The organism is Candidatus Tisiphia endosymbiont of Parasteatoda lunata, from assembly GCF_964030955.1.
In the GTDB taxonomy this organism is placed as follows: domain Bacteria; phylum Pseudomonadota; class Alphaproteobacteria; order Rickettsiales; family Rickettsiaceae; genus Tisiphia.
Window position 1 is genome coordinate 48818 of record NZ_OZ035003.1, and the last position, 15889, is coordinate 64706.

14 protein-coding genes, 1 tRNA gene and 2 pseudogenes are annotated in these 15889 nt (G+C 34.7%); 1 reads left to right on the forward strand and 16 read right to left on the reverse strand.

The window, feature by feature from the left end; genetic code table 11:
* Positions 1-56 precede the first annotated feature (56 nt).
* From rpoB to AAHN00_RS00345, 16 genes and pseudogenes are all read right to left on the reverse strand, one after another.
* Entirely contained in the window at positions 57-4163 is a 4107-nt protein-coding gene (gene rpoB / locus AAHN00_RS00270) for a DNA-directed RNA polymerase subunit beta (RefSeq protein ID WP_342271767.1), read from the reverse strand.
* 928 nt (positions 4164-5091) lie between these two features.
* Positions 5092-5448, reverse strand: a pseudogene (tnpA, locus tag AAHN00_RS00275) (IS200/IS605 family transposase); the annotation flags it as partial.
* Positions 5449-5467: 19 nt separating this feature from the next.
* Complete coding sequence (locus AAHN00_RS00280) at positions 5468-5656, reverse strand: hypothetical protein (RefSeq protein ID WP_342271768.1); 189 nt, start codon at positions 5654-5656, stop codon at positions 5468-5470.
* A 270-nt stretch (positions 5657-5926) separates the two neighbouring features.
* On the reverse strand, positions 5927-6295 hold the full coding sequence (gene rplL / locus AAHN00_RS00285) for a 50S ribosomal protein L7/L12 (RefSeq protein ID WP_342271769.1): 369 nt from the start codon (positions 6293-6295) through the stop codon (positions 5927-5929).
* Positions 6296-6327: 32 nt separating this feature from the next.
* The gene (locus AAHN00_RS00290; RefSeq protein WP_342271770.1) at positions 6328-6483 is read right to left on the reverse strand and encodes a hypothetical protein; all 156 of its coding nucleotides are present in this window, start codon (positions 6481-6483) and stop codon (positions 6328-6330) included.
* Positions 6484-6586: 103 nt separating this feature from the next.
* Entirely contained in the window at positions 6587-7090 is a 504-nt protein-coding gene (gene rplJ / locus AAHN00_RS00295; protein WP_342271771.1) for a 50S ribosomal protein L10, read from the reverse strand.
* A 21-nt stretch (positions 7091-7111) separates the two neighbouring features.
* Positions 7112-7819, reverse strand: coding sequence for a 50S ribosomal protein L1 (gene rplA / locus AAHN00_RS00300; RefSeq protein ID WP_342271772.1), 708 nt, complete (start codon positions 7817-7819; stop codon positions 7112-7114).
* Positions 7820-7822: 3 nt separating this feature from the next.
* The gene (gene rplK, locus AAHN00_RS00305; RefSeq protein ID WP_341751671.1) at positions 7823-8257 is read right to left on the reverse strand and encodes a 50S ribosomal protein L11; all 435 of its coding nucleotides are present in this window, start codon (positions 8255-8257) and stop codon (positions 7823-7825) included.
* 573 nt (positions 8258-8830) lie between these two features.
* Complete coding sequence (nusG, locus tag AAHN00_RS00310; RefSeq protein ID WP_342272709.1) at positions 8831-9367, reverse strand: transcription termination/antitermination protein NusG; 537 nt, start codon at positions 9365-9367, stop codon at positions 8831-8833.
* Between the two features lie 19 nt (positions 9368-9386).
* Positions 9387-9587, reverse strand: a complete 201-nt coding sequence (secE, locus tag AAHN00_RS00315; RefSeq protein WP_341748453.1) for a preprotein translocase subunit SecE — start codon at positions 9585-9587, stop codon at positions 9387-9389.
* A gap of 21 nt (positions 9588-9608) precedes the next feature.
* Positions 9609-9684, reverse strand: a tRNA-Trp gene (locus tag AAHN00_RS00320).
* 212 nt (positions 9685-9896) lie between these two features.
* Positions 9897-11972, reverse strand: coding sequence for an elongation factor G (gene fusA, locus AAHN00_RS00325; RefSeq protein WP_410521398.1), 2076 nt, complete (start codon positions 11970-11972; stop codon positions 9897-9899).
* 9 nt (positions 11973-11981) lie between these two features.
* Entirely contained in the window at positions 11982-12470 is a 489-nt protein-coding gene (rpsG, locus tag AAHN00_RS00330) for a 30S ribosomal protein S7 (protein WP_342271773.1), read from the reverse strand.
* 19 nt (positions 12471-12489) lie between these two features.
* Positions 12490-12873, reverse strand: a complete 384-nt coding sequence (gene rpsL / locus AAHN00_RS00335) for a 30S ribosomal protein S12 (protein ID WP_341747241.1) — start codon at positions 12871-12873, stop codon at positions 12490-12492.
* A gap of 167 nt (positions 12874-13040) precedes the next feature.
* Positions 13041-13731, reverse strand: a pseudogene (locus AAHN00_RS00340) (RNA methyltransferase).
* Between the two features lie 139 nt (positions 13732-13870).
* Positions 13871-14245, reverse strand: coding sequence for a helix-turn-helix domain-containing protein (locus AAHN00_RS00345; protein ID WP_341747243.1), 375 nt, complete (start codon positions 14243-14245; stop codon positions 13871-13873).
* Positions 14246-14773: 528 nt separating this feature from the next.
* Here AAHN00_RS00345 and AAHN00_RS00350 point away from each other — a divergent pair.
* A complete protein-coding gene (locus tag AAHN00_RS00350; protein WP_341747244.1) occupies positions 14774-15592 on the forward strand; it encodes a YihY/virulence factor BrkB family protein in 819 nt (272 codons plus the stop codon).
* Positions 15593-15889: the final 297 nt, after the last annotated feature.

Consider the following 15889-nt stretch of genomic DNA (forward strand, 5'->3'; position numbering starts at 1 on the left):
GATATAGTTTAGTAAAAAGCCTCTTGGACCTTCTGTAGCAATTGCAAAAAATATCTTTAATCTGTGCTAGTATCCTCAAGCTTTACATTTAAGCACAAGGACCTCAATTCTTTGATCATCACGTTAAACGACTCAGGAATACCCGATTCAAAATTGTTATCACCTCGGACAATAGATTCATAAATTTTAATTCTACCAACCACATCGTCCGATTTTACAGTTAACATTTCTTGTAACGTATAAGCAGCACCATAAGCCTGCAGTGCCCAACACTCCATCTCACCGAATCTTTGACCTCCAAAATGCGACTTACCACCTAATGGTTGCTGAGTTACCAAACTATAAGGACCGATAGAACGAGCATGGATTTTATCATCGGCCAAATGATGTAATTTTAGGAAATATTTATAGCCAACTGTAACGGCACGATCAAAATACTCTCCTGTTCTACCATCAATCAACCTAATTTGACCTGATGGGTCTTGATCTGCAAGGACTAGCATTTCTTTTACATTCTCAACCTTTGCACCGTCAAAAACTGGGGTTGAAAAATATACCCCCTTATCGATATTATCACAAAACTCAATAATCTCTTGATTGGACATTTTCTTTATATTTTTTGTCGTTGAGTTATGCCCATATACCTCGGAAATAAAAGATTTAAGCTCTTCTACATCAATTTTTTTGTTATGAACTTGATCCAACATAGAAGATATTTTTTTGCCAAGATTTACTGCCGCCCAACCAAGATGAGTCTCTAAAATCTGCCCAATATTCATACGTGAAGGTAAGCCAAGTGGGTTAAGAACGATATCAACTACTGTACCATCTTCTAAAAATGGCATATCTTCTTTTGGCATAATACGAGAGATAACACCCTTATTCCCGTGTCTTCCGGCCATTTTATCTCCAGGTTGTAACTTATGTTTAGTAGCAATGAATACTTTTACAACTTTAAGAGCACCTTGTGGTAAGTCATCACCACTTTGTAATTTCTCTACTTTGCTAGTAAAACACTTATTAAGCTTGTCTTGCTTTTCATCATAATGACGTTTAATTTGTTCAATTTCATTCATTACATTAGCATCTTCAACAATCAGTTGCCAAAATTGTCCTTTTGATAATGACTTAAGGGTTTGATCACTAATCAATTGACCGGATTTTACGGATTTAGGACCGCTAACAATTATTTGTCCTGTTAAAATCTTCTCTAAACGCATAAAAACAAAATGCTCTATGATTCGAAGTTCATCATCCCTATCTTTTGATAATTTTTCAATTTGTTGCTTTTCAATAGCTATAGCACGCTCATCCTTTTCTATTCCCCTACGAGAAAACACTCGTACTTCTACCACTGTACCAGTGATCCCAGTAGGAACACGTAAAGATGAATCCCGAACATCTGAAGCTTTTTCTCCAAAAATAGCTCTGAGTAATTTCTCTTCTGGAGTCATAGGTGACTCACTTTTAGGGGTAACCTTACCCACCAAGATATCGCCTGGTTTTATTTCTGCACCAACATATACTATACCAACTTCGTCAAGATGACGTAAACTTTCATCACTAACATTTGGAATATCGCGAGTAATTTCTTCGGGACCAAGTCTTGTATCTCTAGCAATTATTTCAAATTCTTCAATATGAATTGAGGTATAAATATCATCTTTTACAATACGTTCTGATATTAAAATCGAATCTTCAAAATTATACCCATTCCATGGTAAAAAAGCTACTAGCACATTTCTACCAAGAGCTATTTCACCATTATCTGTACTTGGCCCATCAGCAATTACTTCACCTTTTTTTACATAATCACCAACGTTAATCAACGGCTTTTGATTAATACAAGTATTATGGTTAGATCTTTGAAATTTTAATAAATTATAAATGTCCACACTAGGTGATCCATCTGTTTTCTGCTCCTTAGTCCTTACCACTATTCTAGTTGAATCAACTTGCTCTACTATTCCATCATGCAAGGCTACAACTGAAACCCCAGAATCTTGTGCAACAATTCCTTCAATACCAGTACCAACTAAAGGGGCATCACTTCTAATAAGCGGGACAGCCTGACGTTGCATGTTTGACCCCATCAAGGCTCTATTAGCATCGTCATTTTCTAAAAATGGAATAAGTGATGCAGCAACGGAAACAACCTGCATCGGGGTAACGTCAATGTAATCTACTTCTAGAGGGGTAACCATAACAAAATTACCACCTTCAGTTCGACAGTTAATTAATTCTTCTTGTAACAAACCTTTTTGATCAACAACTGCATTAGCTTGAGCAACTTTATATTTTCCTTCTTCAATAGCTGACAAGTAAACAACTTCGTCAGTTACATGACCATCCACGACTTTTCGATAAGGTGTCTCAATGAAGCCATGCTTATTAACTCTAGCATAAGTAGCCATGGAATTAATCAAACCTATGTTCTGTCCTTCTGGTGTTTCAATTGGACAAATCCTCCCATAATGAGTAGGGTGGACGTCCCTCACTTCAAACCCTGCTCTTTCCCTGCTAAGTCCACCAGGTCCTAAAGCTGATAATCTTCTTTTATGAGTTATTTCTGATAATGGATTAGTTTGATCCATAAATTGAGAAAGTTGTGAAGTACTAAAAAATTCTTTTACTACAGAAACCAAAACTTTTGAATTTACTAAATCATGAGGCATAACGGCATCAAGATCAACCACCGACATTCTTTCAAGTACTGATTTCTCTATACGAACAAGACCAATTCTGAACTGATTCTCAATTAGTTCACCAACTGACCTAACTCTTCTATTACCAAGGTGATCAATATCATCTATCGAACCTTTACCATCTTTTAGCTCTACTAAAACTTTAAGAATATTTTTAATATCTTCAATAGTTAAAATAGCTGTACATTCTGGTATATTAAGTTCCAATCTTGCATTCATTTTAATACGAGCAACTTCTGAAAGATCATATCTTTCATGGTCAAAGAACAAGTTGTTAAATAATGTTTTAGCAGCTTCAATATTAGCTGGTTCTCCTGGTCTTAATACCCTAGATATGTCTATCAATGCTGATTCATAATTTTGATTTTTATCAGCAAATAAGGTGTTCCTTATGTAAGGACTTGATTGTGGATTTATAGCAAGTACATCGACAGACGGAATTTCAAGAGTCATAATAGAGTCCAACATATCCATTGTGATCATTTCACCAATTTCGGCTAGTACCTCACCATTATCCGGATTAACAAGATCTTGTGCTAAATATTTGCCTACTAAATATTCACGTTCTACCAAAATATTTTTCACTCCATCTTTAGCAAATTTTTTAGCCAAACGAGGAGTAATCTTCTGACCAGATGCAAGTATGACATTGCCGGTATCCGCATCCACTAAGTCATTAACTAGCCTATGAGCAGTTATAGACTCAGGTATAAACTTTGTTGCCCAGCTTGCATTTTTGGTAAAACATGTTACCGTATCATAATAGAATTTTATAATTTCATTGGTAGACATTCCAATGGCTCTAAGAAGAGTAGTAGCATAAAGCTTTCTTTTCCTATCTATTCTAAAGTAAACAATATCTTTAGCATCAAATTCAAAATCTAGCCATGATCCTCTATAAGGTATAACTCTAGCAGAATATAGAAACTTCCCTGAAGAATGAATTTTCCCATCATCATGATAGAAAAATACGCCAGGTGACCTATGCATCTGTGATACCACCACTCTTTCTGTACCATTAATAATAAAAGTACCATTCTTTGTCATTAGGGGAATATCCCCCATATAAACTTCTTGTTCTTTAATACCTTTGATTTCTCTTGCTCCAGTATCTTCATCAATATCCCAAATACTTAATCGCAATGTGACTTTAAGAGGAGCAGCATAACTAAGACCTCTTTGAGTACACTCTTCGACATCATATTTAGGATTATCAAATTCATATTTAGCAAATTCTAAATATGCAATATTAGAGGGGTCGTGAATCGGAAAAATTGAACTTAATACTGATTGTAATCCTCTGTTTTCTCGCTCAGAATCTTTAACTCCTAATTGTAAAAAACCTTTTTCATAAGAATTTTTCTGAACCTCTATCAAATTTGGTATAGACGCTACCAAATTTATGTGACCAAAATTTTTTCTTACGCGTTTGCCAATTGATAAGGATTGCGTTGTCATATAATCTCCCGATTAATGCTTTTAATAATTTTTTATTTTGAAACCAAGTAAAAATCTACTTCAAACTTGGAATCTCACATATTACAATAGTCTCAATGTCCCCCTACGAAAGTAGCAAGGTCTAGAAAAAGCCTAGAAGGCTACTTTTTTAGATTCCACTACCTACGCTGAGATAATAGACTTGCTGCATAAATCAAAGATAGTTGAGGGATTTTTAGGAGAAACGAAGCCGGCTACCTTCGCGTACACAGACGTACGTGAGGAGCGGAGGCGAGTTTCGACGACAAAATCACCAACTAGATTGACTTATGCAGTAAGTCTAATATAGAGTTTGCTTATCCGTGTATCATACCTCGGATAACATCAACCCTAATAAAGATAACATTAAATTTGCTACTAACTTGTTACATCAAATTCAGATTATTTAATTCAAAATTAAACTTTAATTACCAATTTCTTTACCTTAACATAAACTAAATTGTTATACTCGAATGATCTGAAGAATGGGGACAACAAACAAAGGGTAAGCAAACGCAACGTAGTAAACCGTTGTTCGTACGCGAAATCCCCGCAAGTATTTGCGAAAACAATTCTCCAAATCATTCGAGTATATCATCGCTGTGACGGTTAATGTCATTCCTGCCTACACGGGAATGACATCTTTTTTGTTAAAATACTGCTCAACAATAACAACCCTGTGCTTAAGTTAATACCCATAAATGGGGATTCTCATACTTACAAATGTACGCTTAATCTTTTACCCCTTTGTCCCTATTCTTTAATCACTATACTCTATAATTAACTTAGAAAGTCAGAACGCCCTCGCAAAGCGAGGGGCTTGACGGTTATGAGCAGCCCAAAGGGCTGCCATTGTTAATTAAAATTCTCCTGATTCGTCAGAGCCTAAACTATCAAGTTGCTCTTGATTCTCTTCAAATCCTACAGTTGAGACCGCATAACCTCTAGCCCACAACTTTTCTCCATTAAAATTACGTTTTCGTCCACCAAACTGCCTAGCAACGGCTATAGCACTTTGCCCCTTGATATAGCCTATTACTTCAGCTACAGAATATTTAGGAGGAATCTTGATGAGCATATGCACATGATCTTGTACCATATGCCCCTCTATGATCTTGCTCCCACGTTGAAAAGCTAACTCATGGGATACGTTCCCAAGATATTTTCTAACCTTCCCGTACAATTCTTTTTTACGACACTTTGGAATAAACACAATATGATATTTGCAATCCCATTTAGAATGATTTAAACTTTCGTATGTTGTCATATATTTTCTCCTTTGACCGTCAAACCAAAGAAGTTATATATGATAACTTTTTATTGTCCCACTTTGGGAGAAAAACCCCGCACTTGCAGTGCGTCGTTTCAACATAAATTTTAAATATCTTATCAAGAAAAGATAGGATATTTTTTAACAAAATCTTACACTTCACAGATATATTTTTTTGTGTTGTGACACTTTCTAAATGAGCCATACACAAATAGTTTCTAACTTTTAAGTTAGTACATACATGAGGCATTCATGCCGTAATATTAAGCTCTGCACTTGCAGTGCAGAGTGGTTAACTTTATACTAAATCTAAAGGCCAAGCCTTGATGGTCTCACTAGTCAAACTAGTGGCTTACCTATCATTGAGTTATCCTAACAACCTTCACAGAGCCTAATTAATATGAACTTACACAAACAAGTTTTTAATACACCCCTAAAATAAACTCTAGGTTTTCCCGCCCGATGGTATACTCAATTACTTTAATTCAATTTTTGCTCCAGCTGCTTCTAATTTTGCTTTAAAACTTTCAGCATCTTCTTTATTTACACCGGATTTAATAGTTTTTGGGGCAGCATCTACTAACTCTTTAGCCTCTTTTAAGCCAAGACCAGTAAGTTCTCTAGTTACCTTAATTACTTCTATTTTTTTATCACCACTACTGACTAAAACAACTTCAAACGCTGTCTTTTTAGCTACTGCTTCTGATGCTACAGGACCCGCCACCTGTGCTACAGGAGCTGCAGCTGTTACACCCCATTTTTCTTCTAGCATTTTTGCAAGCTCTGCTGCTTGAATTACTGTAAGTGTTGACAATTGATCTACGATTTTTACTAGGTCTGTCATAATTTTCTTCCTTTTAAAACTTTTTTATTAAATTATTCTTTATTGTCCCACTTTGGGAGAAAAACCCCGCACTTGCAGTGCGTCGTTTCAACATAAATTTTAAATATCTTATCAAGAAAAGATAAGATAAGATATTTTTTTAACAAAATCTTACACTTCACAGATATATTCTTTTTGTGTTGTGACACTTTTTAAATGAACCATACACAAATAGTTTCTAACTTTTAAGTTAGTACATACATGAGGCATTCATGCCGTAATATTAAGCTCTGCACTTGCAGTGCAGAGTGGTTAACTTGCATAAGCTTGAAAAACTCTAGCAAGCTTGGCTGCAGGAGCTTGCACCACACCAGCAATTTTAGTTGCAGGAGCTTGCACCACACCAATAATTTTGCCTCTAAGCTCATTTAATGAAGACAATTTTGCAAGTTGTTGTACAGAATTCGCATCTAATACTTGATTATTTACTAAACCACCAACTATTTTCAAACATTCATTAGTTTTAGCAAATTCTACGACAACTTTTGCAGCTTCAACAGGGTCTTCAGAATATGCAAAGGCTGTCGGACCAACAAGCAAATGTACAATATCACCAATACCAGCCTTATTTGCTGCTATTTTTGACAAAGTATTTTTAACTACTTTGAACCCCGCATTTTTTGCTTTAAGAGACCTACGTAGTAGAGTTACTTGACTAACAGTAAGCCCATGATAATGAGTAATTATCACGGAATTTGACCGTTTATACACCTCTTCAAGTTCTACGACAAATTCATGTTTCTCTGATCTTAACACCTTAACTCTCCTTGTCGTATTTTACGATATACTTGCTAAATCTATTTTTACTGATGGACTCATAGTAGAAGATAGATATATTGCTTTTAAATAATTTCCTTTAGCACCAGAAGGCTTTGCTTTAACTACAGCAGATATTAAAGTTGATGCATTATCTAGCAAATCTTGTTTGGAAAATGATAATTTACCAATTCCAGCATGAATAATACCTGCCTTTTCAACTCTATACTCTACTTGACCACTTTTGGCATTCTTAATTGCCGTTACGATATCGGTAGTTACAGTCCCAAGTTTTGGATTTGGCATTAAGCCCTTTGGTCCCAAAATTCTTGCCACTGCACCTATTGCTGGCATCATATTTGGTGTTGCAATACAAACGTCAAAATTAATTTTTCCTGCTTTAATATCATCGATAATTTCTGTAGAACCAGCAATATCTGCTCCAGCCGCTTTAGCTTCTTCTATCTGCTCATCCTTACAAATCACTGCAACTCTACTAACTTTACCGGTACCAGCGGGTAGTGCCACAACACCACGCACCATTTGATCCGAGTGCTTAGGATCTACCCCTAATTTCATCACCATTTCCAAAGTAGAGTCAAATTTAGTATAAGACACAGACTTGAGTAGCTCTATTCCTTCTGCTAAAGTGCGGTTGCCAATTAGAGCTACTTTTTTTCTTGCTTCTCTAATCTTTTTGCCACCAACTAATTTTTTATCAACTAACATACATTAATCTCCTACCACTTCAAGACCCATAGATTCAGCAGTACCACGAATAATTTTAGCGGCAGCTATTAAATTATCAGTATTAAGATCTACCATTTTAATTTTTGCAATTTCAATGCAATCTGACATGGTAACCTTACCAACAAATGCTTCTTTTTTAGTAGCACTGGAACCTTTAGGAATTTTAGCAAATTGTTTTAAGTAATACGATGCTGGAGAAGTCTTAGTTACAAAAGTAAAACTATTATCTTCATAAGCAGTAATCACGACTGGGATAGGAGTCCCTGGTTCAATAGCTATCGTCGCAGCGTTAAACGCCTTACAAAACTCCATAATATTAAGTTTCTTCTGACCAAGTGCAGGACCAATAGGTGGGGATGGATTAGCCTTACCTGCTGGCACAGTTAACTTAATATAAGAGGTTATTTTTTTTGCCATTATAATCTTATCCTTACTTATTTAATTAATAGCTTTATTCACGTGAGCCTTGTCAATACACTCTCGTTCCTAGCTAAAAGCATTGCCCGCATGAATCACTAGTATGTCATTCCCGCTTCGGTAAGGAATCCATAATATCTAATAGCCTTTGCAGGCTATTTTTTGGATTCCCACTTTTAGCTAGGAATGATATCGTTTTTGACCTTGTAAGTACCATACTAACGTTACCGTTTTTGATCCACGCTAGCAAAGCATTCCCACGTAGGCAAGAATCTAAAAAAGCAGCCTAAAAGACTATTAGACCGCAGCTTACGTTAGGATTACATCACACGGTAATATTATATCGAATTCAGCTTAACCTCAGTTCGATAACAAATTAATACTAGGCTTAGTATCATCCCTATTAGTACTAATGTCACCCCGCGTAGGCAGAGGTCTAAAAAAGTCTAAACAACCTAGAAGGCTCTTTTTAGATACCAGCTTACGCTGGGATGACATAGAGTTTGCTTAAGTTGACACTCATGCACCTTTAGCTAGGATGCTAGAGACAATAAACTGCATACTCTTCTGCTCCTACGAATTGTTTTTCTTAACCTGCGTAAAATTTAGTTCTATAGGAGTTGCTTTACCAAAAATAGATATAGACACACGCAATCTATTTTTGTCATAATCAATTTCTTCTATAACCCCTGTAAAAGTCTCAAACGGACCGTCAGTAACAATTACTGCCTCACCAATTTCATATAATTTCGAAACCCTAGCATCTTTGGTTTCAGCTTCCAGTTTACTAAAAATATTTTGTATTTCTTTTTCGCTAAGGGCTTGTGGTGTACTTTTACCACCTAAAAAACCTGTAACCTTAGTTACACTTTTTACCAAATGCCAAGAATCATCTGTCATATTCATTTTAATCAGAATATAACCAGGCATAAATTTCTTTTCTGTCTTAACGTTCTTACCACGTTTAACTTCAGGTACTTCAATAACCGGAACAACGATATCCTCAAAAAACTCCGACATACCCTGTTTAGCAATTTGATCGAGAATCATTTGCTTTACACGCTTTTCTGAGCCTGATAATGTATGAATAACGTACCACTGCACCACAATTTTTCCCTAAACCTATTCTTTACTTCCCAATATTAAGTAAAACTTGCATTATGCTATGTATACCGTAGTCTAACACCAAACAAATTATACTAAAAATAAATACAGCCACCACTACTATAAGAGTTGAAGTTATCAACTCTTTCTTACCAAGCCAAACAATTTTATAAACTTCTTGCTTTACTTGCTCGTAAAATTTGTAGACTCTATTTTCCTTTAACATATTATACGAACTCATTATAGTTGGCAGGAGCGACAGGAATCGAACCCGCAACCTTCGGTTTTGGAGACCGACGCTCTACCAATTGAGCTACACTCCTATCATATTTTTATCAAAAAGTCAAGTGTTTTAATTTCAGTTAACCACTCTGCACTGCAAGTGCGGGGTTTTTCTCCCAAAGTGGGACAATAAAATTCTTACTTATTCGAATGATGCCATTAGCCAAGGCAATTTAAAAGTCACTTCTCATTTTTGATGTCATATATAATATCATATTATACATGATACACTAAGCTATCTTAATAATTTTCTTTATTTCTTAGCTTTAATAGTTTCGGCCACCTGTAATGGTACTTGCTCATAATGAGAAAAAACCATACTATATTGAGATCTACCTTGTGACAAAGATCTCAAAGTACTAACATACCCAAACATCTCGGCCAATGGCACATTTGCAGTTATAACTTGTGCATTACCTCTTGGATCCATACTTTGCATTTGCCCTCTACGACTGTTTAGATCACCAATAATATCCCCCATATACTCATTAGGAGTAATTACTTCAACTTTCATAATTGGTTCAAGTAATTTTGGATTACCTTTTGGCATACCTTCTCTAAAAGCAGCTTTTGCAGCAATCTCAAATGCAAGTACACTTGAATCTACATCGTGGAACGCTCCATCTATCAAGGTTGCTTTAAAATCAATCATTGGATAGCCAGCAACTACACCTGTATCTTTTATATTATTTAGACCCTTTTCAACACCAGGAATAAATTCTTTGGGTATAGATCCTCCAACAATTTTGCTTTCAAAAGCAAATCCTGTTTCAGCTTCTTGAGGTTCAAATATTATTTTAACCCGTGCAAATTGCCCAGCTCCACCAGATTGCTTTTTATGAGTATAATCAATTTCACAAGGCTTGGTAATTGTTTCTCGATAAGCTACTTGTGGTGCTCCAATGTTAGCCTCAACTTTAAACTCACGTTTCATACGATCAACCATAATCTCTAGATGCAGTTCACCCATACCTTTAATAACAGTTTGACCGCTTTCCTGATCAGTTGATACTCTAAAAGATGGATCTTCAGCAGCTAACCTAGACAATGCCATTCCCATTTTTTCTTGATCGGCAGTTGATTTTGGCTCTACAGCTAATTCAATAACCGGTTCAGGAAATTCCATTCTCTCCAAAATAACCTGCTTATCCAGATCACACAAAGTATCACCAGTAGTGGTATTTTTAAGACCAGCTAGAGCAACAATATCTCCTGCAAAAGCTTCTTTAATATCTTCTCTTTCATTAGCATGCATAAGAAGCATCCTACCTACTCGTTCTTTTTGGTCTTTTACCGTATTAATGACAGTAGCACCTGAACTAATCTTACCAGAGTAAATCCTGATAAATGTAAGAGATCCCACAAATGGATCGGTCATTACCTTAAAAGCTAAAGCAGAGAAAGGTTCAGATGCTGATATTTTAAAATCTTTTTCTTCTCCAAAATTAATATCTATTCCCTTGACTATTCCAATATCGATTGGTGAAGGTAAATAGTCAACAACCGCATCTAGCAAAGGTTGCACACCTTTATTTTTAAAGGCACTACCACATAACACAGGAAAAAAGACTCGGTCAATCGTTCCTTTCCTTATTACTACTTGAATTTCTTCCTCAGTAAATTCTTCACCTGATAAATATTTCTCCATCAAATGATCATCAGCCTCAGCAACCATTTCAATTAGCAAAGCACGATATTCTTCAGCCTTTTCTAACATATCAGCAGGGATTTCTTGGTACGAATATTCAGCTCCAAGAGATTCATCCTTCCAAATTATTGCCTGCATCTTGATTAAATCAATAACTCCTTTGAAATTCTCTTCAATACCAACTGGCAACTGAATTACTAGAGGTTTTGCACCAAGACGATCTTTAATCATTTCTACACATTTGTAGAAATTAGCACCCATTCTGTCCATTTTATTGACAAAGCACATTCTAGGTACTTTATATTTATCAGCTTGTCTCCAAACTATTTCTGACTGAGGTTCAACACCGGCCACACCATCAAATACCGCCACCGCTCCATCTAAAACACGTAAAGACCTTTCTACTTCTATAGTAAAATCTACGTGACCTGGAGTATCAATAATGTTAATCCTTATATTTTTCCAGTAACAGGTAGTAGCAGCAGAAGTAATGGTGATACCACGTTCCTGCTCTTGTGCCATCCAATCCATAGTGGCACCACCTTCATGAACTTCACCAATTTTATGTGATTTTCCTGTATAAAAGAGAATACGCTCGGTTGTAGTAGTTTTACCAGCGTCAATATGAGCACAAATACCTATATTACGAGTATTAGCAAGAGAAAATTCTGTAATCGCCATATGATTTAATTACCTTGGTTGCGATTTTTTGGGACTAAAATGAGCGAAAGCTTTCTTAGCTTCAGCCATTTTATGAGTGTCCTCTCTTTTTTTAATAGCAACCCCTCTATTATTTGATGCTTCAAATAATTCCTCCGCCAACTTATCAATCATCATTTTTTCAGAACGCTTATTTGCTGCATTGATAATCCAACGTGACGCAAGTGCATACCCTCTTCTTTCATCAACAGGGGAAGGGACCTGATAATTTGCACCTCCCACACGCACTGAGGTAACCTCAAGATATGGCTTTACATTATTCATAGCATTATTGAAAGTTTCATAAGGATCTACCCTATGTTTTTTTTCTATTTTACTAAAAGCAGAATATACTATCTTTTCGGCTAGAGCTTTTTTCCCTTCCTTCATGATATTATTAATAAACCTAGCAAGCAGAGGACTATTATATTTCATATCAGGCAAGATAACCCTTTTCTCTGCGGCATGACGACGTGACATCTTATCTCTCTATTTCAAATTATTTTTTTACAGCTTGCTTCGCTGATGTACCATAACGTGAGCGACCTTGCTTACGATTTTTTACACCCTGAGTATCATAAGCACCACGTACTATATGGTACTTAACACCTGGAAGATCAGGAACCCTTCCGCCTCTTACCAACACCGTAGAGTGTTCTTGTAAATTATGCCCTTCACCAGGTATGTAAGCATTCACGTACTGCCCATTACTTAAGCGAACACGTGCCATTTTACGAAGAGCAGAATTAGGTTTCTTAGGAGTAACAGTTTTCACTATTACACAAACACCTTTCAAAAATGGATTAGATTCCAAAGCTGGGGATTTTGTCCTACGAATCTTCGACTGTCTTCCAAAACGTACTAACTGATTGTTTGTTGGCATTCAATACTCCAAATTTTTCCTTTTGATATTTATCTATCAACCCTTAAAGCTATAGGGAAAACTATATACTATACCACTTTCACTATTAAGCGGTAACAAGTGGAACTATAGCTATTTTTTTTATAAAAGCAACGAGTTTTTAACAACATTGACTAGATTAGTTATTTTTATGAACTTAAGGTTGTAATTATCCCCCTTAAAGTTTGTAGTTCTGTACTAGATAATTTATCTATACGAGTAAAAATATTCATAATATTTTGAGTCATGTGTAATTTTTTCTCAGGCACTTTAAAGAAATTCTTTTTGTTTAATTCAGTAAACAAATGTTCAAAGAAATATCCTAATTCTCCTTTTGATGCTACGTCCTGTTCATTATTAACATTTATTCTCAGCTGTTTATTACGAAATAGCTCATAACATATAATAATTACTGACTGTGCAATGTTAAGAGAACTAAAACCCCCTGTATTAATGTTAATAATTTTATGGGCATAAGTAATTTCTCTATTTCGCAAACCACAATTTTCACGACCAAACAGTGATAGCGACTTTAAGACCTGTAGGATAATCCTGACTTAAATTCTCTGATAGAACATAGTTTTTATTGATATTACGTGTTGCTGAACTTGTTGCATATAAATAATCAATATCCTCTATACTTGCTTCCAAACTATCATAAATCTTAGCATTATCTATGATATTTACTGCTGATACCGCCATACTACGTGCCTGTTCATTCGCCCAACCATCTCTAGGTGAAACGATTCTCAACTCTGAAACATCAAAATTTTTCATTGCTCTAGCAGTAGCACCAATATTCTCACCCATTTGAGGTGCTACTAAAATAATAATTGGCATAAACATCTTTGATTAATATATAATTATTTTCTTTTAAATAGCTACTTAATTCCTATTAACTACTCGTATCCAATCACTATACTCTTTTATCTCTGTCAACTATTAGTTTCATAACGAACCAATGATTTTTTCATTTCACCTAATCTTCTTTGATCAAAGAACGTATCAATGCATTAACTGCTTGCTGATGTTCTGAGTTACGAATTTTCATAAAATTCCTTGATACTTCTATACACATACGCTGATGTTGAGTAAGCACAGGCTCGACATTGTCAGCATCTTCTAAACCTTGATAGAAATAATCGATATTTTTATCTAATGCTTTAGCAATAAGAACCAACCTACCTATTGATATTCTATTAATACCCTTCTCATATTTTTGTAACTGCTGATGTGTTACCTCTATTACCTCTGCAAGTTGTTGACGTGACAACCCTTTGGCAAGCCTTAAAGAATAGATTTTCCCACCTATAAATTGATCAACTTTTTGTATGTAGTCATTTCTTCGTACCATAATTAACTCCTTTATGCATGAACTATTAAATTTTAAGAATATAATAGATTATTAACAAATAAAAAGATTACTGTCATATATTATATAACCTAGAAAGCCAACAATTCACATAGGAATACTCACATGTAAACTGTCTACTATCAGTAAATATTGATTATATTTTTTGTTTATGTACAAGTAGTACTTAATATTTTTTAACTATTATATAATTATACTGATCTTATAGATACTTAGCAACCTTGTAAATTATAATTTCATTTTTATCGTATTTTTTTAACCTTTTTTTACTATTCTAGATAGAATAAGACTAAAAAATTAAAATCATAGAATTAACTATGATTTTTAAAGAATTATTGCAGAATGTTAAAACTTCAGTTTTGTATTAAAATTAAAAATTTTAATACAAAACTGGCTAGAATAATTTAGGTTCTATTGAGGTTTAAAAAATATACTTAATATAAATAAGTGATAATGTTGAATTTTATATATATACTTGAATGATTATATAAAACAAAAGAAAGTTACTTGATGCAAAGAATTATAAAATGCCTATATCAGGCAGCCTTTAGAACAATTGAACACGATGGTGTTGAACATTCAGGGTATATGTCATTTATGGTACTCCTAACGATCTTTCCTTTTTTAGTTTTTTTGTTAGCACTAACAAGTTTTGTTGGAGCATCAGAACTTGGAAAGAATTTTATCACTATTCTTCTTGAAAGTATGCCAGAACTGGCTACTGACTCAATAAAAACTAGGATAAATGAACTTGGGAAAACTCCTCCTCAGAGCCTAATGACCTTAGCAATAATGGGAAGTATTTGGACTGCTTCATCTTTTGTTGAATGTTTAAGAACAATTTTAAATAGGGTATATGAGATAAAATCTCCTCCCACTTACATAAGGCGAAGATTACTTAGCATAGCACAGTTTTTAGTAATCAGTATATTCATTACCTTTGCCATGCTTATTCTTATTATAGTACCAATAATATTAACAAAACTACCAATAATTTTACAAATGATAGAAGAACATAAGCACACTTTAACCCTTTTTCGATATGTTATCATTTTCTGCTCATTATTTATTACCTCCTCATCACTATATTATATAATCCCTAATGCAAAATTAAATTTTACAGACGTAGTTCCTGGAGCTTTATTAACGGTAATTTTATGGGTGATAAGTGGATATTTATTATCTACCTATATAATATATTATAACCAACTAAGTATAATATATGGTTCACTTGGTAGTATAATAGTGACTTTAATATTTTTTTATATTATTAACATGATTTTTATATATGGTGCAGAATTTAATTACCTACTAAGAGAATATCCTTGAAAGCAGAAGAGTATACTCTTCCGCTTTCAAGAAAAGCTATCGCAAAACTTTGAGGTGTGCATGCACGAACAATAATTTACTACTATAACCTGAATTCGATGTAACAAGTTACATCGAATTCAGTGTTATATAGTCTGTCCGGCAAAACTCTATAAGTCTTATAGATAATAGGGTTTAATGGCAGAAAATAATAAAGAAATCCATAAGAAAATGTTAAAATATGCTACTCAATAACAACCAGCTGAAGCTGGTGGGTTGATATCTAGACTGGAAGTCGCTATTACTCTAAAGAGATAT

What these genes read in the sequence shown, in the direction of transcription:
- rplA (WP_342271772.1), bottom strand. Translation starts at nt 7,819, where the DNA reads ATGTTAGTTGATAAAAAATTAGTTGGTGGCAAAAAGATTAGAGAAGCA.
- rplL (WP_342271769.1), bottom strand. Translation starts at nt 6,295, where the DNA reads ATGACAGACCTAGTAAAAATCGTAGATCAATTGTCAACACTTACAGTA.
- fusA (WP_410521398.1), bottom strand. Translation starts at nt 11,972, where the DNA reads ATGGCGATTACAGAATTTTCTCTTGCTAATACTCGTAATATAGGTATT.
- rpsL (WP_341747241.1), bottom strand. Translation starts at nt 12,873, where the DNA reads ATGCCAACAAACAATCAGTTAGTACGTTTTGGAAGACAGTCGAAGATT.
- secE (WP_341748453.1), bottom strand. Translation starts at nt 9,587, where the DNA reads ATGTTAAAGGAAAATAGAGTCTACAAATTTTACGAGCAAGTAAAGCAA.
- rplK (WP_341751671.1), bottom strand. Translation starts at nt 8,257, where the DNA reads ATGGCAAAAAAAATAACCTCTTATATTAAGTTAACTGTGCCAGCAGGT.
- AAHN00_RS00350 (WP_341747244.1), top strand. Translation starts at nt 14,774, where the DNA reads ATGCAAAGAATTATAAAATGCCTATATCAGGCAGCCTTTAGAACAATT.
- rpoB (WP_342271767.1), bottom strand. Translation starts at nt 4,163, where the DNA reads ATGACAACGCAATCCTTATCAATTGGCAAACGCGTAAGAAAAAATTTT.
- AAHN00_RS00280 (WP_342271768.1), bottom strand. Translation starts at nt 5,656, where the DNA reads ATGGCTCATTTAGAAAGTGTCACAACACAAAAAAATATATCTGTGAAG.
- rpsG (WP_342271773.1), bottom strand. Translation starts at nt 12,470, where the DNA reads ATGTCACGTCGTCATGCCGCAGAGAAAAGGGTTATCTTGCCTGATATG.
- AAHN00_RS00345 (WP_341747243.1), bottom strand. Translation starts at nt 14,245, where the DNA reads ATGGTACGAAGAAATGACTACATACAAAAAGTTGATCAATTTATAGGT.